Here is a 20,339-nt window from a genome sequence, read left to right as displayed (position 1 = left end):
CCTAGCGCGCAGCCGCCTGCGCCCGAAGCGACCGCAGCAGGTGATCCTGCTGTTCCAGGACAATCCTGCGCAGCGCCGCCGGTGCCTCCGGATTCGTTTCAAGCCACTGCTGGCTCAGTTCCACGACGGGATGGTCCGCTGGAACCACGTGCGGAGGAAGGTCCTGACCGGCCGGATAGAGGCCGGCGACCACCCGTGAGGCCAGCTCGATGCTGCGGCTGCTCCACACCCCGGCCAGCGACGCGAAGTAGTCCTCGATAAAAGGATCCAGAAGGTCGTGGCCGCCAATGTTGAATCCCTCAATGGTGGCGGAGAGCAGCTCGTTGGACAGCTCGTTCGAATGGACAGCTGCGTTCCAGGCACCTGCCTTGACGGCGGGATCCGGCAGCGCCGCGGCAGCCACCGTGAAACCTACCCGGCCGGCCGCAGTGTTGTCGCTGTCAAGTTCGGACTTCAGTTCGCCGGTCCCCGCAGACCCCGTCCCGGCCAGGGCCTGCCACAGTTTCCAGCGCAGGTCCGCATCAACGATGAGGCCCGGGTAGGCCACCTCACCGGAGAGCAGGCCGCGGAACAGCGGGTTATGGCTGGAACTGCGCCGGCCGAGGGCAGCGGCGGCCCGCGCCCAGATGAGCTGCAGGTCGCTGCCGCCGGCGGCGGCAGCCAGCTGCGCGGCAACGGCCGTGAACAGCTGTTCACGCAGCTGCGCCCGGATCTCCTCCGGAGCGTACCGTTCCACTGCGGCGCGGGCGTTTTCGAGCAGTGCCTGAAGAACCCCCGCCCCGGTTTCCGTGGGTGCGGCCCGGATGACGAGCCGAACGTAGTCGTGAGCGGAGAGCACACCGTCCCGCACGTTGTTCCAGAGCGCCGACAGGCAAATGGCACGGGCCAGGGGATCACGAAGCCGGGGGAGGTGATCCAGCAGGTTGGCGAGGGAGACCGGATCGAACCTGATCTTCGCGTAGGTGAGGTCGCCGTCGTTCGGCAGCAGGAGGGCGGGACGCGCTTTGCCTACCAGCCCGGGGACCGGCGTGCGCCGCCCCTCGACGTCGACCTCCACGCTGCCGGAGCGTTCCAGCCAGCCCTCGGCGTTGAAGTCGTACAGACCCAGCTGCAGGCGGTGGGGGCGCGGAACCTGCTCGCCGCTGACCGGGTCGGGAGCGTCCTGGCGGACCGTGACGGCCTCGAAGGTGCCGTCCTCCGCCGTCTCGGCGTCCACTTCCAGGACCGGCACGCCGGCGGTCTGAAGCCAGAGCTGTGCCCAGTGCCCCATATCCCGTCCTGATGCCTCAGCGAGGACATCCAGCAGGTCTGCCAGCGTTGTGTTGCCGTAGGCATGCCGGGCGAAGTAGGCCCGGGAGGCGTTGATAAACGGTTCAAAGCCCACATAGGCAACCAGCTGTTTCAGGACGGAGGCGCCCTTGGCGTAGGTGATGCCGTCGAAGTTCTGCTTGGCGGCCTCGAGGTCCGGGATGTCAGCCACGATCGGATGGGTGGTGGGAAGCTGGTCCTGGACGTAGGCCCAGGCCTTCCGGCGGTTGGCGAAACTGACCCAGGAGTTCGTCCAGCCGGTTGCCTCGTCCACGGCCAGGGCACCCATGTAGTCCGCGAAGGACTCCTTCAGCCACAGGTCGTCCCACCAGCGCATGGTGACCAGGTCCCCGAACCACATGTGCGCCATTTCGTGCAGAATCGTGTTGGCCCGGGCCTCGTACTGCGCTTCAGTCGCTTTGGTCCGGAAGACGTACGCCTCGGTGAAGGTCACCAGCCCCGGGTTTTCCATGGCGCCCAGGTTGTATTCGGGCACAAACGCCTGGTCGTACTTGCCGAAAGGGTAGGGGTAGTTGAAGAGCTGGTGGAAGTAGTCCAGGCCCCGCTTGGTGGTGTCGAAGATGCTCTCCGGGTCGAAGTACTCCGCCAGCGACGCCCTGCAGTAGGCGCCCAGGGGGACCACCAGCCCGGTACCGTTGGGCAGTTCCGTGGACCAGGTGTCAGACGCCTTGAAGTACGGGCCGGCGAGCACGGTGGTGATGTAGGTGGAGATCCGTTGGGTGGGAGCGAAATCCCAGCGGCTGAGCCTTCCGTCCGCCAGGGGCGTGCGGGCCGCTTCCACACCATTGGAGGCGACTTCCCAGTCAGCCGGAGCGGTCACATGGAAGGTGAATGATGCCTTGAGATCCGGCTGCTCGAAGTTCGCGAAGACACGGCGGGCATCCGCGGGTTCATACTGCGTGTACAGGTAGGTTTGCCCGTCGGCCGGGTCGGTGAAGCGGTGCAGGCCTTCGCCGCTGCGGCTGTAGAGGGCAGTTCCCTGCACAGTCACCGTGTTCTCTCCGGCCTGGAGGTTGTGCAGGGCAATCCGGGATCCGGTCACTGACTCCGCCGGGTCGTAGGCATTCCCATTAACGACGACGGCGTCCACTCCGCCGTGGATGAAGTCCAGGAACGTGGTGGTGCCCGCCTCACTGCACGAAAAACGGATGGTGGTGCGGGAACGGAAACCGGCGGCGGCTGGATCAGCGGCATTGCCCAGGTCCAGGTCGACGTCATAGGAATCGACAGTCAGCAGACGGGAACGGGCGGCGGCCTCATCGCGGCGCAGATTTTGGTTCGACACCCGTCCATTCAACCACCTTGGCCCCATCTTCCACAGGCCGGGGCCTGCGGCCTGCGTTCCGCCAGCGGCTGGTCAGGCCGGGCAGGCAACGCAGCGAAACTGCGCCCAGGAGAATGAAGTAGGGGACATAGAGATAGAGGAACCGCGCTCTGCCCTCCGAGAACATGAGGAACAGCAAGAGTCCCAGCAGGCTCACGCGGGCCATAACCGGGCCCAGCGCAGCCGAACGGGGATCCCGCAGGAAGAGGGCTCCGCCGCACAGAGCAAGGAGCAGGAACCAGGTCCCCTGCCAAAGGTCGAGGATGAATCCGAATCCCGGTCGGCCCGGGCCGTAGAAATCCTGGATGGTCCGGCTCAGCCCATCTTCGGCGATAAACTCGTTCGCTGTCATCCGCCCTTCGCCCCAGCTGAAGAAGGAACCATCGCCCGTGATCCAGCGCAGTTTCGCATTCAGAAACCCGGCGTATCCTGCCGGGCCCATAGCGTCCACTCGGTCCCGGTATGCCTCGAGACCTGCGTCGAAACGCTCCTGCGGGTCCCTAATTGCCAGTGTCGATAGACGGTCTGGCTCGTTGTAGGCACCGAAGTAGTCACCATACGGTCCTGGGTACTGCTGGGCCCCAACCTTCAAGAAGTGCGTCGGGGGAATGGCGAATTCCGCGGAGACGGGAGCGCCGTTGAACACTCCCGAGTTTTCCCAGGCCGCAATAGCAGCGTGAGTCCCAGCAAAAGAGAACACTGTCACTGCCACCCCGAGCAGCGTGAGCGCGGCGTCCCGCCGCCACAGGCGTCTGCGGAGCGAGCATATGCCCACAAGTCCGGCTGCCACCAGGCAGATCAAAACTGTCGGTTTGATGCCATATCCCACAGCCCCGGCAGCTCCCGCTGCTGCCCAGAGAATAATCCGCATAGGCCAGGAGCACCGCGCGGCGGCGGCCAGAAGGAAGAATATGAGAATTGGGAACAGCAGCCCCGCCGTATCGGAGTAAAAAACCGGCAGCCACGGCGAAAGAAGTACGAGGATGAAGGAGGGTATCAGCGTCAGCCGGGCTGTCTGCCGGCCGCCGACCAGTGCGGCCGCCGCATATGTCAGCAGCATGCCGCAGAAGAGAATGGCCGCGTTGAGGTAGGCCACCGACTGCCGCAGGTCAGTACTGCCCATGGCCTGAGCCGTTTCCAGGAATCTGCTCAATAGGAGCATCAGCAGCACGTTATTGGGGTTGATCTGGAAGTAGCTCGAGTCAACGTTTCCCGGCGATTGGTCCGCCAGCGCCTGGGCGGAAAAGTACACCGCAGCCGCGTCCCAGTCCGGCGGGAGCCGGACGGCATCTGCTACCCGGGCCTGGCAGGCGAACAGCACAGACCAGCCCAGGACCGAGAGAAGGGCCCGCAGCCACCGGTGCCCGGCAGTTCCTGCGTCTATTCTGGCAAGCAGCCAGGGAAAGGCCACGGTGAGCCCCAGTACCCCCACACCGCAGAGTACAGCAGCCCACGTCTCGTAACGGGAGAATCCGTAGGAAGGCAGAACCAGGTTTGAGCAGAGCAGCCACAAGATGAGGCCGGACCACACCAACCCGGCAATCCTGGGCAGCAGGCCGGCCTTCCGAGGGACCGCTTCGTGACCCGTCCCGCGGCGCGTTCGAGGGTGGACAGCCGTCATATTGTCCCCCTGCCGCCGGCGGGCACCAAACACCCGGCCCTCAGTGAGCCAGATCCTAACCATGGCCGAATCCGGAAGACAAGCGTGTCAGGCCGCGGGAACCAGAAGGACGGCCAGCAGAAGCGACGCCCCGACGATGATCAGCCAGGACACCAGTGAGGCGGCTGCGGCCGGCCCGCCGGACCGCAGGAGGCTGCGGACCTTCACCGATGCCCCGAGTCCGAACAGCGCCGCCGTGAAAAGCAAGTCCTGCACGCTGGCCGCTGCTCCCAGGACCGCCGGCGGCACGATTCCGGTGGTCCGCAGCAGCACAGCGGCCAGGAACCCGGCCACGAACAGCGGAACAAGGGGCGGAAGCTTCCCCTCGCTGCCGGAACGGCGGCGGTGGTGGAGGCCGGCCGCGGCACTGACGGGCGCCAGCATCAGCACCCGGACCAGCTTAACGACGACGGCGAGGGCGAGGGCCGCTGTGCCGGCGGTCTGCGCCGTGGCCACCACCTGCCCCACGTCGTGGACGGCGGCGCCGGCCAGGAAGCCGAAGACTTCCGGCGGCAGGCCCAGCAGGGAGGACAGCAACGGCAGGACGCCGATGGCCAGGGTTCCGAACAGGGTGACCATCGCGGTCGGAACCGCCGTCTGAGCCTGCCGGATCTGCCGGGCCGCAGCGACGGCGCTGATCGCGGAGACACCGCAGATCGAAAAGCCGGCAGCGATCAGCACCGGCTCATCACCCGGCAACCCGAATGCACGGCAGACCAGATAGGTCACTCCGAAGGAAAAACCCACGAGGGTGATGATCAGCAGGACCGCTGGCCAGCCCAGCCCGGCGATGTCTACCAGGGACACCTTGAGTCCCAACAGCACAATCCCGAAGCGCAGGAACTTCTTCGCGGCCAACGCCAGCCCCGGTTTCCAGGAGCCAGCTGTCCGCTGCGCCGTACCGGGCAGGTTCCCCACCAGCAGGCCCAGGACAACGGCTGCGGTAAGGACGGGAATGCCGGGCAGCAGCCGGTGCAGCGCCAGGCAGGCAACAACGGCCACAGCCGAGGCGGCCAGCCCGGGAAGGTGTTTGGCGGCGGAGAGTGAACGCATTGCTCCACAATCCCTGACGCAGGCCGGGCCAACCAACTCGGCAGCGGACCATTACCGCCCCGATGCCCCGTTGCTAGACTGGCCGGACCATCCGACGAGCCCAGCACAGGGGCAGCCCATGCAGCATGGCAGTAACCCGGATTCCGGGCGGTCCGGCAGGAACGCCCCGTCACCCAAACCACGGCCCGGCGCGCAGGCACAGGCCCAGGCGCAGGCAGAGGCAGAGCCGCAGACCCAGATCCCGCCGCCCTGGACCATGCCCGGTCCGGATGCTGCGGCGGCGCTGGAATCCAGCCCCGAAACCGGCTTGAGCGAACAGCAGGTCAACGAACGCCTGTCCCGATACGGTCCCAACCAGCTCGCCGGCGCTCCGGCGGTACCTGCCTGGCGGAAGATCCTTGCCCTGCTCTCGGACCGGCTGATCCTGGTGCTCCTGGCCGCTGCCGTCCTCAGCGCCGTCGTTTCCCGGGATCTCGAGACGCCGATCGTCATCCTGGCTGTCGTCGTCCTGAACACCATCCTGAATTACGTCCAGGAACGCCGGGCCGAAAACAGCCTGGAAGCGCTGCGCCGCACCGATGTCGGCACGGCGCGGGTCAGGCGCGGAGGCCGGGCGACCCAGGTTCCGCGCACCGACCTCGTGCCCGGGGACATCGTCCTGCTGGAAGCCGGGGACGCCGTGCCGGCGGACGGCAGGCTCCTGGAGGCGGTGCGCCTGCAGGCCGCCGAGGCCGCCCTCACCGGTGAATCCCAGCCGGTGAACAAAGACGCCGCCTCCCTCCAGACGGAGGACGTACCCGTGGCCGACCGGCACGGCATGCTCTACATGGGCACAGAAATCAGCCGCGGACGTGCCGTTATGGTCGTGACCAGCACCGGCATGGGCACCCAGATGGGCCGGATCGCCCACCTTCTGGGAAGCACCGTTGAAGAAAAGACGTCCCTGCAGCGCAGCATCGACCAGCTCGCGGCACTGCTGACCTGGATCGCCCTGGGCGTCGTCGCGCTGGTTTTTGTCCTGGGCCTGCTCCGCGGCGAGGACCTGAACTCCCTGCTGCTTACCTCGGTCTCCCTGGCCGTGGCCACCATCCCGGAGGGACTCACCGCCGTCGTCGCGTTCACCCTGGCCATGGGCGCATCCCGGCTGGCGGCCCGCGGGGCCATCATCAAACAGCTCTCCGCCGTGGAGACCCTGGGCGGAACCTCGCAGATCTGCACAGATAAGACCGGCACGCTGACGCTCAACGAAATGACAGCGCGCCGGATCATCACCGCCAACGGGCGGCAGTTCCGGGTCACCGGGACCGGGTATGGAATTGAGGGCCGGATCCTGAGTCCGGACGGGCTGCCGGTTCCCGCGCTTACCGAGGCGTACCTGGTGATGGCCCTGTGCAATGACGCCACCGTTTCCGACGGTGTGCTCACCGGGGATCCCACGGAGGGAGCCCTGGTGGTGCTGGCGGAAAAGGGCGGAATTGACCCCTCCGGGGCCCGCGCCGAGCATCCGCGGGCCGCGGAAATTCCTTTCGACTCCGAGTACAAGTACATGGCCACATTTAATGAGAACGTCAACCGGCCCGGCGCGGTTTACTGCAATGTCAAGGGCGCCCCGGGCGTTGTGCTGGATCTTTGCACCGCGATGTCCGCTCCGGACGGTGTGCAGCCGCTGACCGACGGCGACCGTGAACGGTTGCTGGCGGATATCACGGCCCTGGCCGATACGGGCCTGCGGACCATGGCAGTGGCAGGCCGCCCGCTGGACGGACCGCTCCCCGGTTCCGCAGCCGGACTGAAGGAAGCGGCAACCGGCCTGGTGCTCTTCGCCGTGGTCGGTATCATGGACCCGCCCCGCGCCGAAGCCCGCGAAGCCATCGCGGTGGCCCACGCCGCCGGCATCCAGGTGCACATGATCACCGGGGACCACCTCGTCACAGCCTCGGCGATCGCCAAGGACCTGGGCATCCGGGGGAGTGCGGTGGCCGGAGCCGAAGTGGACCGTTTCAGTGAGCAGGAACTCCAGGAGCGTGCACCGCAGTACGGTGTGCTGGCGCGGGTCTCACCAGAGCATAAGCTGCGGGTCGTCGAGGCGCTCCAGGCCAACGGTGATGTGGTTGCCATGACCGGCGACGGCGTCAACGACGCACCTGCCCTGAAGCGCGCGGACATCGGCATCGCCATGGGCATCACCGGTACTGATGTGTCCAAGGGCGCCGCACGGATGATCCTCACCGATGACAACTTCGCCACGATCGTCGCCGCCGTCGAAGAGGGACGCGGAATCTACGCCAACATCCTGAAGTTCGTCCGGTTCCAGCTCACGACTGCCTGGGGCTTCGTGCTGATCTTCCTGGCCGCGGCCACCTTTGGCTTCGCCGGAGGAGCACCCTTCACGGCGATCCAGATTTTGTGGGTCAACATCATCATGGACGGGCCGCCGGCACTGGCACTGGGGGTGGACTCCACGGATCCCAAAGTGATGCAGCAGCCGCCCCGGAAACCCCGGGAGCCCCTGCTGACCGGCCAGCGGCTGGCCGCCCTCCTGGTCTCGGGCCTGGTGATGGCTGCGGGGACCTGCTGGGTGCTGCTGAGCGTCCCGGCGCTTTTCCCGGACAGTGCGGCGGCGAGCCCCAATTTCGCCACCACCATGGCGTTCACGACCTTCGTTTTTTACCAGGTCTTCAACCTGCTCAACGTCCGCAGCGAAACGTCCTCGCTGTTCTCGCTGCAGACGTTCACGAACCGCACCATCTGGCTGGCCCTGGGCGCCGTCGTCGTGCTCCAGATCCTGGTGGTACAGCTCGGCGTCTTCGAGGCGCTGTTCGACACCGTCCCTCTGACAGCGGACCAGTGGCTGCTCTGCATCGGTGTGGCCGCGACCATTGTGGTGGTTTCCGAGCTCAGCAAAGCCGTGGGTGCGGTGCGCCGGCGGCGGGCTACCAGGGAGAGGGCCGGTAATCCTTAAGGAAGACCCCGTGCAGGTCTTCTCCCGCTTCGCCCATCACGATCGGATCGTAAACCCGCGCCGCTCCGTCCACCAGGTCCAGCGGAGCATGGAACCCTTCTTCGGCGAGCCGCACCTTGGTTGGGTGCGGACGTTCATCCGTGATCCACCCGGTGTCCACGGCGGTCATGAGGATCCCGTCGGTCTCAAGCATTTCGCCCGCACTGGTTCGGGTCAGCATATTCAGCGAGGCTTTCGCCATGTTGGTGTGCGGGTGGCCGGGGCCCTTGTAGCGGCGCGCGAACTGGCCCTCCATCGCCGAGACGTTCACGATGTACTTGCGCCGTGCCGGTGAGGCCGCCATCGATGGACGCAGCCGGTTCACCAGCAGGAACGGCGCAGTGACGTTGCACAGCTGCACCTCGAGCATTTCGAGCGGTTCAACCTGGTCCACCACCTGGGTCCAGCTGTTGATCGGTGCGGTGTCCGGGACCAGTCCGCCGGCGTCGATCGCGGTGCCCGCCTCGAGCCTGGCCAGCGAGGATGATCCAGCGGTCAGGGCGAGGGAGGTCACAGCGTCTCCGGCCAGCACCGGGTGCTCAGCCACCGACCCGGCCAGGGCCGTGGGATGGGCGTTGTAGGTGTTGCCGAAAGTCACCAGTTCCGGCATCGGCCGGCCGGCCGGCAGCTCTTCGAGCTCGGCGTCCATCAGCGGCTGATAGGCGTTGGAGGTGCGCCGGACGGTCTGCGCCGCGTTGTTGATTAGGATGTCGAGCGGGCCCTCGGCCGCCACGGCGTCGGCCAGTGAAATCACCTGGGCGGGATCACGCAGGTCGATTCCCACGATTTTGAGCCGGTGCAGCCAGTCCGCGGAGTCTTCCATGGCCGCGAAGCGGCGGGCAGCATCCTTGGGGAACCGCGTGGTGACGGTGGTATGCGCACCGTCACGCAGCAGCCGCAGGGCGATGTACATGCCGATTTTGGCGCGCCCGCCGGTCAGCAGTGCCCGCTTGCCCCTCAGGTCCGTGCGTGCATCCCGTTTGCTGTGGCTGAAGGCAGCGCACTCCGGGCAAAGCTGGTGATAAAACGCGTCGACAAGGGTGTAGGGCTGCTTGCAGATGTAGCAGTTACGCGCCTTGAGCAGGGTACCGGCGGAGGGACCGTGGGCGGCGCTGGTCAGCTGGGCACCGCGGGTTTCGTCATCGATCCGGTCCGGCGCGCCGGTGGCCGTGCGGGCGACGACGGCGCGGTCTGCTTCCGCCACAGCGTCCCGTTTGGTGACCTTGCGGTGTTTCTTGACGGCTTTGAACATCTTCGCCGTGGCCCGGCGGACGGCCACATGGTCCGGGTGCTCTTCATCAAGGACGTGGATCTGGGACAGGACCCGAAGACAGGCGTCGAGGTCTTCAGGGCTCAGGTCAGTGCTGCTCATGGAGTCGTTTCTGCGGTGTGGGTCCGCCGGCGGTGTACACGGCGGAGGCAATCTGCTGCTCCTCGACTCTACCGCGAACCCGGGCAGAGCCCGGTATCGGCCAACCCCGCTGCGGGCGTTATCCGGTCCGCACGGACTGTCCCTTGCTCACCACCGTAAGGCCCGACGCCGTCACCGTGAATCCGCGGGCGAGGTCCAGTTCCCGGTCGACGCCGACAGTGGCCCCGGCCGGGACCTGGACGAACTTGTCGATGATGGCCCGGCGGATGATCGAGCGTTCACCCACATGGACGCCGTCCATGATGACGCTGTCGCTGACCGTGGACTGGGCGTCGATGTAGACGTCGTGGGCCAGCACGGAGCCGCTGACGCTGCCGCCGGAGATCACTGCGCCGTTGGACACAATCGAGTCCACGGCTGTGCCCGGCTCGTCATCAGCGCCGCGGACGAACTTCGCGGGCGGGGAAATACTCTGGCGGGTGTAGATGGGCCATTGCAGGTTGTAGAGGTTGAAGGCCGGCAACGGGGAGATCAGGTCCATGTGGGCGTCGTAGTAGGAATCCAGTGTCCCGACGTCCCTCCAGTACCGGTGGTCGCGGCCGGTGGCACCGGGAATAACATTCTCGGTGAAGTCGTACACCGCCGCCTCGCCGCGCTCCACGAAGTAGGGAATGATGTCCCCGCCCATATCGTGTTTGGTGATCAGCCGCTCGGCGTCGACCCGCAGCGCCTCAACCAGCGCGTCGGTGGTGAACACATAGTTGCCCATGGAGGCAAGGAAGCTGTCCGGGTCATCAGGCAGGCCGGGGGTAGTGGACGGTTTTTCCACGAAGGCGGCGATCCGCCCCGGAACCGCGGGGTTGGTCTCGATGACACCAAACTGGTCGACCATTTCGAGCGGCTGCCGGACCGCGGCAACACTGCACGGTGCACCGGACTCCAGGTGCGCCTCCACCATCTGGGAGAAGTCCATCCGGTAGACGTGGTCTGCACCGATGACGACGACGATGTCCGGCCGCGCGTCGTCGATCAGGTTCATGGACTGGTACAGGGCATTCGCACTGCCCAGGAACCAGCTCTTCCCGACCCGCTGCTGTGCGGGAACGGAAGCCACGTAGTTCTGCAGCTGGGTCGAAAGCCGCCAGGTCTCGGAAATATGCCGGTCCAGGCTGTGCGACTTGTACTGAGTCAGCACCACGATCTGCAGGTAACCGGAATTGACCAGGTTGGACAGGGCAAAATCGATCAGCCGGTACTTGCCGGCAAAGGGCACCGCGGGCTTGGCCCGGTCGGCCGTGAGCGGCATCAGCCGCTTCCCCTCGCCCCCGGCGAGAACCACGGCCAGGACTTTCTTGGGTGCCATTGTGCGTACTCCTGACTTTTCCCCAGGGAAAATGTTGAGCGCTGAAGGGGCAGATAAGCCTGCTGACCAACACACTAGATCAAGGAAGGGACGTGCACTACGTTGGTCAGGGTGCGAATAGATATCGTTTCCAAGGAATTCCCGCCCGAAATCTACGGCGGTGCCGGTGTGCATGTCGCGGAGTTGAGCCGGGTGCTGGCCAGCCGGGTTGACCTGCGCGTTCACTGCTTCGGTGCGCCGCGGCAGGCAGATTTCCACGGCGCGCAGGTCTTGGCTTACGGCGTGCCGGCTGAACTGTCCCAGGCCAACCCGGCGGTTCAGACCCTCGGCACCGATCTGGACATGCTTCAGGGCTTTGCCGGCGCCGACCTCATTCATTCGCATACCTGGTACGCGAATCTGGCCGGACACCTGGGTTCCCTGCTGTACGGCGTGCCGCACGTGCTGAGCGCCCACAGCCTGGAACCGCTCCGGCCCTGGAAGGCCGAGCAGCTCGGCGGCGGTTACGCGCTCTCCTCCTGGGTCGAGAAAACCGCGTACGACGCCGCCTCCGCCATCATTGCCGTCTCTGAAGGTATGCGCCGGGACATCCTGCGCGCCTATCCGGAAGTCACTCCCGGCAAGGTCCGGGTGGTCCACAACGGCATCGACACCGCCGCCTGGCATCCCGACGAGGACCCGGATGCTGTCCGCGCCCTTGGCATCGATCCGGATGCGCCCAGCGTTGTGTTCGTGGGCCGCAACACCCGCCAGAAGGGTGTTCCGTTCCTGCTGCGCGCTGCAGCCCTGCTGCCTCCCGAAGTCCAGGTGGTCCTGTGCCTGGGCGCGGCGGACACTCCGGAACTCGCCGCTGAGACAGCGGTGCTGATCAAGGAACTCTCACAATCCCGCGGCGGGGTGGTTGTGATTGAGCGGATGCTGCCGCGGCAGGAGCTGCTCAAGGTCCTCAGCATCGCCACGGTTTTCGCCTGCCCCTCCATTTATGAACCGCTCGGCATCGTGAACCTGGAAGCGATGGCCTGCGGGACCGCGGTGGTAGCCAGCGCCACGGGAGGTATCCCTGAGGTTGTCGACGACGGCGTGACCGGACTGCTGGTTCCGCTGGAACAGGTTGATGACGGCACCGGCACGCCGCTGCACCCTGAGGTCTTCGTCCGCGACTTCGCTGCGGCCCTGACCGCCGTCGTCACTGATCCGCTCCGTGCCCGGGAAATGGGGGAAGCCGGACGGCGGCGGGCTGCGAAGGAGTTCTCCTGGGATGCGATCGCCGAGGCCACGCTCGACGTTTACCGCTCCGTAGTGCCGTAACCATTTCTGGCCTGACCTGGCCTGAGCTGAGCTGAGCTGACTGCGGAAAACGCCGGTGCCCGCCTGGATCTCCAGGCGGGCACCGGCGTTTTACGCCCCGCAGCGGCGGCTGGGAGCGGTGTCAGCCCTTGGCCTTGGCCGCCTGCTTCTTCCGCAGGAGGAGCGTCTTCTCGTCGATCGCTGCACCGCCGCTGGCGCGCAGCAGCCGCTGATACTCCATTGATTCGTCCTGGCGCGCCTTCTCGGCACCGGTGGCGACGGCTGCCCGGAGGTGCTCCGGGCCGTAGCCAAAGGCGTCCACCAGGTCCAGGGCGTGCGGCCGGATCTTGGCGAGCAGCCGGTTGATGTAGTCACCCAGGGTGCGGGCCCGCTGGGAGGACAGCCGGCCGTGCATCAGGTACCAGGCCAGGTTCTTTTCGATCAGGCCCAGGCCAAACAGATCCCGCAGCCAGGTAAGCACCTGGCGCGTCCCGGCGTCGTCAATCCCGTCCAGGCCCCGCGTGAAGGCTTCCCACTGCAGCAGCTCGGCGTGCGCGCGGGCCGCCTCGATCAGGTCGTGCTGGTTCTGGTTGAACACTGCGGCGGCTTCGGCCTTGGGCAGCTTGCGTGCTTCGCGCAGGTTACCGGCGACTTCGGCGACCATAGTTGCCACCCGGTCGGTCAGGAGATCGTGCTGCGCCTTGGGGTCCCGGAGGGCGATCGCTGACTTCTTTTCCGAACCGGTGTCGGCGACAGTCTGCACGATCCGGCGCAGGCCCGAACGGTTGAAGGTGCGCTCAGTTGCCTGGCCAACCACATAGCGGGCCAGGACTCCGAAGTCGGCGCCCTGGAACTCCTTGGCGTAATCGGCCAGCAGCCGCTTGGCGACCAGCTGGAGCAGGACGGTGTTGTCCCCTTCGAAGGTGACGTAGATATCCAGGTCGGCGCGAAGGGCCGTCAGCCGGTTCTCTGCAAGGAAGCCAGCCCCGCCGGTCGCTTCGCGGCATTCCTGCAGGGTGTCCAGGGCATGCCAGGTGGAGAGCGATTTCAGGGCCGCGGCGAGGGTTTCCAGGTCCTGGCGGTTCTCAACGGTGTCGTCGGCGCCGGAGAAAACGTCATCGAACTTGGCAAGCAGTTCATCGTGCGCGAACGATGCCGCGTAGGTGGTGGCCAGCAGCGGCAGCAGCCGGCGCTGGTGCTGCTGGTAGTCCATCAGGACTTCCTCGACCGTGTCGGAGCCGCCGTTGAACTGGCGGCGCTCCGTGGCGTACTGGACGGCGATCTTGAGGCCGAGCTTGGAGGCGGCGACGGCTGCCCCGTCCAGGGAGACCCGGCCCTGGACCAGGGTGCCGATCATGGTGAAGAACCGGCGCCCCGGGCTCTCGATGGTCGAGGAATAGGTACCGTCCTCAGCAACGTCACCGTAGCGGTTGAGCAGGTTGGTCCGGGGGATCCGGACGTTGTCGAAATGCAGGCGGCCGTTGTCGATGCCGTTAAGCCCGCCCTTGACGCCGTCGTCTTCGCCGCCAACCCCGGGCAGGAAGCCGTTGTCATCGCGGAGCTCCACATAGAAGGCGTGAACGCCATGGTCCACGCCTTTGGTGATCAGGTGCGCGAAGACCACGGCCGCCTTGCCGTTGACTGCCGCGTTGCCGATGTAGTCCTTCCAGGCCGCGCGGAACGGGGTGTTGATGATGAATTCCCGGGCCGCTGCGTCGTACTCGGCGGTGGTGGCGATGCTGGAGACGTCGGAACCGTGGCCGGTTTCCGTCATCGCAAAGCAGCCCGGAATGTCCAGGCTCATGATCCCCGGAAGCCATTTCTCATGGTGCTCCCGGGTGCCCAGATGCAGGACAGCGGAGCCGAAGAGGCCCCACTGGACGCCGGCCTTGATCTGCAGGGAGGGGTCTGCAACCACCAGTTCCTCGAAGCCGGCGATGTTGCCCCCGTGGTTGTCCTGGCCACCGACGTAGGCCGGGAACGCCCGGTGCACGGCGTCAGCGTCCACCAGTACCTTCAGCTGGTCCATAACCCGCAGCCGGTGCTCGGTGTGGGTCAGCCCCGCAGGTGTGTGCAGGGCGTCGCTGCCCGCCAGCCTGCGGGCCTGCAGCCGGATGTCGTGCCACTTGCCAAGCAGTGCGCGGCCCAGGGCCTCGACGTTGACCGTAGCCGTATCGTCATCGCTGATGACGGTGCTGGCCGGAAGCTCGCGCTCGGGAGTGGAGACTGATTGCGTCATGGCGTGTCCTTACTTGTCGGCACCGGCTGCGGCGGGCCTGCGCCCGGTGCGGTTCGGCGGTGTGGCTGAGGATGAGTCTGAAGTCAGTGCGGGGTCCGGGGTGTCCCATCCGATGCCGTCGAACAACCAGACGGTCAGCTGGTCGGTCATTTCTGCTTCGGTGGGACGGCCCGGTCCGGGAGGCGTGGCGAGCCAGCGCTCACCGGCGGCCCGGACCATGCCCAGGGCTGCTGTCGGCCAGAAGCCGGCGGCGGCCTGGGTCAGGGCATTCGATTCATGGCCTTCCAGGTAGGCCTTCACGGCGTGGTCCATCATGGCGCTGATATTGGCGAAAAAGTCTGAAAGGGCGGCGGCAACACCGTTTCCGTTCGTTGCTGCCGCTTCACCGGCGGGACTTCCAGTGACGAAGGCATACACGTTGGGGGAGGTCTGCGCCATCTGCAGATAGGCGGAAACCATGGCGCGCAGGCCGGACCGGGGAGAGGCAGCGCTGCGGGCGGCCGCCAGGATCTTCTCCTGCATCTGGTTGATAACCACTTCACCCATCGCCTGCTGCAGCCCTGACTTGTCACCGAAATACCGGTAGTAGACGGATTTCGAGGTCCCTGAGGCGGCGGCGATCTCCTCCATCGATGCCTGTGCACCGAGGGTGTGCACAGCGCGGCGGGCGGCCCTGATCAGGGCGCCGCGGCGCTCGGCCCGGTGGGCTTCCCACCGGATGGAGCGGCCATCCGGTGCAGATGTGGTTTGTTTCACTGCGCTGTTCACGATACCCAGCGTATCAGGTACGCTGGGTAACAGTAACTCCCGTCACACACCGACCCCCAAGGAGATCGACGAATGGCTGCTCAACCCACGTCCGCGCCCCGGCCCGCCCAGCCCTCAGGTCCCGCCGTGCGGAATGCCGTGGTCATCGGCGGCAACCGCATCCCGTTTGCCCGGTCCGGCGGAGCGTACGCACACAGCTCCAACCAGGACATGCTGACCGCCGCACTGGACGGACTGGTGGCCCGGTTCGGCCTCCAAAACGAGCGGATTGGCGCCGTTGCCGCCGGTGCAGTCCTGAAGCACTCCCGGGACTTCAACCTGACCCGCGAAGCGGTGCTGGGTTCCGCGCTTTCGCCCCAGACGCCGGCCTACGACGTTCAGCAGGCCTGCGCGACGGGACTCGAGACCGTGGTGTCCCTGGCCAACAAGATCAAGCTGGGTCAGCTGGAGTCCGGGATCGCCGGTGGCGTCGACTCCGCCTCCGATGCCCCCATCGCCGTCAGCGAAGGGCTGCGCCGCGCACTGCTGGATCTCTCCCGGGCCCGGACCACCAAGCAGAAGATCGCGGCCGTTGCGAAGATCCGGCCCAGGGACCTGGCGCCGAATGCGCCCAACACCGGCGAACCCCGGACCGGGCTGTCCATGGGGGAACATCAGGCGCTCACGACGGCACAGTGGAAGATCACCCGGGAAAGCCAGGACGAGCTGGCTTACAACAGCCACCGGAACCTGGCGGCCGCCTATGACCGCGGGTTCTTCGATGACCTCCTGACCCCTTACCGGGGCCTGTCCAAGGACTCCAACCTGCGCGCCGATACCTCCCTGGAGAAACTCGCGTCCCTCAAACCCGTCTTCGGCCGGGCACTGGGTGACGAAGCGACCATGACGGCCGGCAACTCCACACCGCTCACCGACGGTGCCTCCGTGGTGCTGCTGGGTTCCGAGGACTATGCGCGGGAGAACGACCTTCCCATGCTCGCCAACATTGTCGACGCCGAGGCCGGTGCGGTCGATTTCGTCCACGGCCGGGACGGCCTCCTGATGGCCCCGGCCTTCGCCGTTCCGCGGCTGCTGGCCCGGAACAACCTCAGCTTCGATGACTTCGACTTCTTCGAAATCCACGAGGCTTTCGCAGGGACGGTGCTCAGCACCCTCGCGGCATGGGAAGACGACGAATTCTGCCGCACCCGGCTGGGCCTGGAGGGTCCGCTGGGAAGTATTGACCGCAGCAGGCTGAACGTTAATGGTTCCTCCCTCGCAGCCGGCCACCCGTTCGCGGCCACCGGCGGCCGGATTGTCGCCAGCCTGGCGAAGATGCTGCACGAGAAGGGCTCCGGCCGGGGGCTGATTTCCATCTGCGCCGCCGGCGGCCAGGGCCTCGTGGCTATCCTGGAGGCGCGCTGATCATGACCGATGCCTATCTGAACCTTGTAAATTCCGGCTTCACCAAGGAAATCGCCAAAAAACTCGGCCTGCCCCGGCCGGCCGTGCTGCGGCGCTTTGATCCTGCCAAACCGCTGGTCCCCGGCCCTGTGCTGCTGCTGGGCAAGGGAGAGTCGGCGGATGTGCTGGCGTCCACGCTGCTTTCCTGGCAGCAGGATGTGCGCCGGCATGCCACTCCGAAGGAACGCCTGGGCGCCATCCTCCTGGTTCTGGACGAGGCCCTCGCTCCGGAGGACCTCTCCGCCGTCGTGCTCGACGCCGGTGCGAGCCTGCGGGATCTGGCCCCCGGCGGGCGGATCATCACCGTTTCCCGTCCGGCCGCCGAAGCCGGGGACCCGGCAGCCGCCGCAGTCCGGCAGGGCATCGACGGGACCCTCCGGTCCCTCGCCCATGAACTGCGGGGAGGCGCCACCGCCAACGGCATCGTGCTGGCCAACGGCACGGACGCCGGCGCACCATCCGTGGCCGCCGCCCTGCACTTCCTGCTCTCCGGCCGCAGCGCCTACGTCAACGGCCAGTTCATCACCGTCGGTTCTGCCTCCGGTGAGCTGCCGGCGGACTGGACGGCCTCGCTGGCCGGGAAAACCGCCGTCGTTACCGGGGCAGCCCGTGGAATCGGCGCTTCGATCGCCCGGGTGCTGCACCGCGAAGGCGCCACGGTGATTGTGGTTGACGTTCCCGCCGCCGGGGAGCAGCTTGCTGCCGTGGCCAACGAAATCGGCGGAACGGCCCTGCAGGTTGACATCACCCGGGATGACGCCGCGGACCGGATCCTGCAGCACGCGGCGGACCGCTACGGGCACCTGGACATTGTGATCCACAATGCCGGCATTACCCGGGACAAGCTGCTCGCCAACATGGACTCCTCCCGCTGGGATTCGGTACTGGCCGTCAACATTTCCTCCCAGCTGAAGATGAACGAGCGCTTCCTGGCCTCGGAGACTTTCAGCCGGAGCGGCCGGATTGTCTCCCTGGCCTCAACCAGCGGCATCGCGGGGAACCGTGGGCAAACCAACTACGCCGCGTCGAAGGCCGGGATCATCGGCATGGTCCAGGCCACCGCACCGCTGCTGGCTCCGCGGGGCGGATCAATCAACGCCGTGGCGCCGGGCTTCATCGAAACAGACATGACTGCCCGGATGCCTGCCCTGACCCGGCAGGTCGCCCGCCGGCTCTCCAGCCTGCAGCAGGGCGGGCTTCCCCTGGACGTCGCTGAAACCATCGCCTTCCTGGCCTCGGATGCGGCCGCCGGTATCAACGGCACTGTCCTGCGGGTCTGCGGCCAGAATATGGTGGGCGCATGAGCGTGCAGGAACTGGAGGAAATCCCGGCCCTCGGACGGCTGTACCTCGCCGCCGTGGGCAACGCTGCCCGCAGCAGGCTGTCGCCGCCGTCCACGGACGAGCTTCCTGCGGCGCGGCACTCCGTGCCGCAGGCCCGGGTGGACCTGGCAAAGCTGACGGACTTCCAGCGGCTGGTCATGCACAACGCGCAGGACACCCTTCCCTCCGGATACGTCCACACGTTCGCGTTCCCGGTGGCCATGAGTGTCATGGCGCGGGAGGACTTCCCGCTGCCGCTGCTGGGAATGGTGCATCTGCGCAACGAGGTCCGGCACCTGCGGCCGATCCACTACACGGAACCGCTGTCCGTGACGGCATGGGCGGAAAACCTGGCCGGCCACCGTGCCGGAACCCGGGTTGAGCTGGTCGCCGAAGTCCGGTCCGGGACGGAACTGGTTTGGACCGGGAGGTCCACGTACCTCGCGAAGGGCGTGTTCCTTCCCCGGCTCGACCGTCCGGCCCGCGGCGCGGAACGGGCCGACTTCGTTCCGCCGCTGCCCACGGCGCAGTGGCGGCTCGGTGCGGATGCCGGGCGGAACTATGCCAGGGTCTCCGGCGACTTCAACCCCATCCATCTCAGCAGCCTGTCCGCCAAGGCGCTGGGCATGAAACGCTCGATCGCCCACGGGATGTACCTCGCCTCCCGGGTGGTCGCGGAGACGGGGCCGGCAGTGCAGGAACCGTTCGAATGGGAGATTGACTTCGAGTCTCCGGTGTTCCTCCCAGCGACGGTCAGCCTGCGGATTTCAGACGCCGGATCACCGGGGGAGCGCGGGGAAACCACGTTCACCGGCTGGAACCAGCGGACCCGCCGCCGTCATTTCCACGGAGCCGCGCGTCCGCTGGGTGCGGCGGGAGGATCGACCGGCGTTTAGGCTGCTAGCCTTCGGGCCATGACAGCCTCCACCTTCCTGAACCGCGCCAAGGAACTCGACGCCGCAGATCCACTGGCCGGCCTGCGTGAACTGTTCATCGGGCACAATGATCCCGGTGTCAGTGCCTACCTGGACGGCAACTCCCTGGGCCGGCCGCTGGCGGCAACACTGGACCGGATGGCCGAGTTCATCAGTGAGGCGTGGGGCGGCCGGTTGATCCGCGGATGGGACGAGGGCTGGCTGGGCCTGCCCGCGGCGGTCGGCGACCAGCTCGGGGCCAGCGTCCTGGGCGCGGCTCCGGGTCAGTGCATCGTCGCCGACTCAACCACGGTCCTGCTGTACAAGCTGGCCCGCGCCGCCGTTGCCGCAGGGACCGGGCGCACGGAGATCGTACTGGACCGGGACAACTTTCCCACCGACCGGTATGTGATGGACGGCATCGCCCGCGAGTGCGGGCTGACCCTGCGCTGGGTGGATGCGGCTTACGACGGCGGTGTGTCGCCCGAAGCGGTTGCGGCCGCCGTCGGACCCCGGACCGCCCTGGTGGTGCTGAGCCATGTGGCCTACCGTTCCGGGTTTATCGCCGATGTTCCGGCGATCACCGGACTGGTCCACGCGGCAGGCGGACGGGTGCTGTGGGACCTGTGCCATTCGGCCGGCTCGGTGCCGGCGGAACTGGATGCCTGGAATGTGGACTACGCGGCGGGCTGCAGCTATAAATACCTCAACGGCGGCCCCGGCGCGCCCGCCTGGGCCTACGTTGCCCGCCGGCACCAGGAGACTTTTACGCAGCCGATCCAGGGGTGGCTGGGTGCCGGTGACCCCTTCGCCATGGGGGCTGAGTACGTGCCGGCTGCCGGTATTGCGCGGGTGGTCTCCGGAACCCCACCCATCCTGGGGATGCTCGCCATGCAGGACATGGCAAGCCTCATCGCCCGCGTGGGGATCCAGGCTGTGCGGGCAAAGTCCGTAGCCCTGACGGCCTTCGCCGTCGAAGCTGTGGACGAGGTCCTGGCCCGGTACGGTGTTGTGCTCGCGTCCCCGCGGGACCCGGCGAGCAGGGGCAGCCACATCACCATCGACCATCCGGCGTTCAAGGACATCACCGCACGGCTGTGGCAGCGCGGCATCATCCCGGACTACCGCAACCCGGACGGCATCCGGCTGGGCCTCTCACCGCTGTCGACGTCGTTCGCGGAGACATGGACGGGCATCGAGGCGATTGCGGAGGAACTTGAGGGCAGCAGGTAGGCCGGCGCACTGCCCCCGCTGGAGTACTGCC

The 20,339-nt window shown here is 66.8% G+C and carries 13 protein-coding genes; 6 read left to right on the top strand and 7 right to left on the bottom strand.

Going from position 1 to position 20,339, the window contains the following annotated elements:
* Position 1 precedes the first annotated feature (1 nt).
* From pepN to AL3_RS05665, 3 genes are read right to left on the bottom strand one after another with little or no spacing between them, the layout of a single operon-like run.
* Positions 2 to 2,614, bottom strand: coding sequence for an aminopeptidase N (pepN, locus tag AL3_RS05675; protein ID WP_066297873.1), 2,613 nt, complete (start codon positions 2,612 to 2,614; stop codon positions 2 to 4).
* Positions 2,586 to 4,337, bottom strand: a complete 1,752-nt coding sequence (locus AL3_RS05670) for a glycosyltransferase-like membrane protein (RefSeq protein ID WP_151723938.1) — start codon at positions 4,335 to 4,337, stop codon at positions 2,586 to 2,588. Before AL3_RS05670 ends, pepN begins: the two co-directional genes overlap by 29 nt.
* A 24-nt stretch (positions 4,338 to 4,361) precedes the next feature.
* On the bottom strand, positions 4,362 to 5,366 hold the full coding sequence (locus AL3_RS05665) for a YeiH family protein (protein ID WP_066297868.1): 1,005 nt from the start codon (positions 5,364 to 5,366) through the stop codon (positions 4,362 to 4,364).
* A 118-nt stretch (positions 5,367 to 5,484) separates the two neighbouring features.
* On the opposite strand from AL3_RS05665, the gene AL3_RS05660 reads away from it, so the two are divergent.
* On the top strand, positions 5,485 to 8,328 hold the full coding sequence (locus tag AL3_RS05660) for a cation-translocating P-type ATPase (protein WP_246168560.1): 2,844 nt from the start codon (positions 5,485 to 5,487) through the stop codon (positions 8,326 to 8,328).
* On the opposite strand, the gene AL3_RS05655 is transcribed toward AL3_RS05660, so the two are convergent.
* A complete protein-coding gene (locus tag AL3_RS05655) occupies positions 8,300 to 9,739 on the bottom strand; it encodes an SDR family NAD(P)-dependent oxidoreductase (RefSeq protein WP_066297866.1) in 1,440 nt (479 codons plus the stop codon). The two genes, AL3_RS05660 and AL3_RS05655, sit on opposite strands and share 29 nt — an antisense overlap.
* A 118-nt stretch (positions 9,740 to 9,857) precedes the next feature.
* Entirely contained in the window at positions 9,858 to 11,102 is a 1,245-nt protein-coding gene (glgC, locus tag AL3_RS05650; RefSeq protein ID WP_066297864.1) for a glucose-1-phosphate adenylyltransferase, read from the bottom strand.
* A 111-nt stretch (positions 11,103 to 11,213) separates the two neighbouring features.
* Between glgC and glgA the strand changes: the two genes are divergently transcribed.
* Positions 11,214 to 12,410: a glycogen synthase gene (glgA, locus tag AL3_RS05645; protein WP_066297863.1), complete on the top strand. Its 1,197-nt coding sequence runs from the start codon at positions 11,214 to 11,216 to the stop codon at positions 12,408 to 12,410.
* 121 nt (positions 12,411 to 12,531) lie between these two features.
* On the opposite strand, the gene AL3_RS05640 is transcribed toward glgA, so the two are convergent.
* Both AL3_RS05640 and AL3_RS05635 read right to left on the bottom strand, forming a co-directional pair.
* Positions 12,532 to 14,628 carry an acyl-CoA dehydrogenase family protein gene (locus AL3_RS05640; RefSeq protein WP_066297862.1) on the bottom strand — a complete coding sequence of 699 codons (2,097 nt, stop codon included), beginning with the start codon at positions 14,626 to 14,628 and terminating at the stop codon, positions 12,532 to 12,534.
* A gap of 9 nt (positions 14,629 to 14,637) precedes the next feature.
* Positions 14,638 to 15,384 (bottom strand): TetR/AcrR family transcriptional regulator, encoded by a 747-nt coding sequence (locus AL3_RS05635; protein WP_246168562.1) that lies wholly within the window; start codon positions 15,382 to 15,384, stop codon positions 14,638 to 14,640.
* Between the two features lie 84 nt (positions 15,385 to 15,468).
* Here AL3_RS05635 and AL3_RS05630 point away from each other — a divergent pair, with 84 nt between their 5' ends.
* From AL3_RS05630 to AL3_RS05615, 4 genes are all read left to right on the top strand, one after another.
* Positions 15,469 to 16,800 (top strand): acetyl-CoA C-acetyltransferase, encoded by a 1,332-nt coding sequence (locus AL3_RS05630; protein WP_066297858.1) that lies wholly within the window; start codon positions 15,469 to 15,471, stop codon positions 16,798 to 16,800.
* A gap of 2 nt (positions 16,801 to 16,802) precedes the next feature.
* Positions 16,803 to 18,143 carry a 3-oxoacyl-ACP reductase gene (locus tag AL3_RS05625; RefSeq protein WP_066297856.1) on the top strand — a complete coding sequence of 447 codons (1,341 nt, stop codon included), beginning with the start codon at positions 16,803 to 16,805 and terminating at the stop codon, positions 18,141 to 18,143.
* 239 nt (positions 18,144 to 18,382) lie between these two features.
* On the top strand, positions 18,383 to 19,057 hold the full coding sequence (locus AL3_RS05620) for a MaoC family dehydratase (RefSeq protein ID WP_370665046.1): 675 nt from the start codon (positions 18,383 to 18,385) through the stop codon (positions 19,055 to 19,057).
* Positions 19,058 to 19,075: 18 nt separating this feature from the next.
* The gene (locus tag AL3_RS05615) at positions 19,076 to 20,308 is read left to right on the top strand and encodes a kynureninase (RefSeq protein WP_066297850.1); all 1,233 of its coding nucleotides are present in this window, start codon (positions 19,076 to 19,078) and stop codon (positions 20,306 to 20,308) included.
* Positions 20,309 to 20,339: the final 31 nt, after the last annotated feature.

The organism is Arthrobacter luteolus NBRC 107841, from assembly GCF_001552075.1.
GTDB classification, from domain to species: domain Bacteria; phylum Actinomycetota; class Actinomycetes; order Actinomycetales; family Micrococcaceae; genus Arthrobacter_B; species Arthrobacter_B luteolus.
This window is presented reverse-complemented; position numbering and strand designations above follow the sequence as displayed.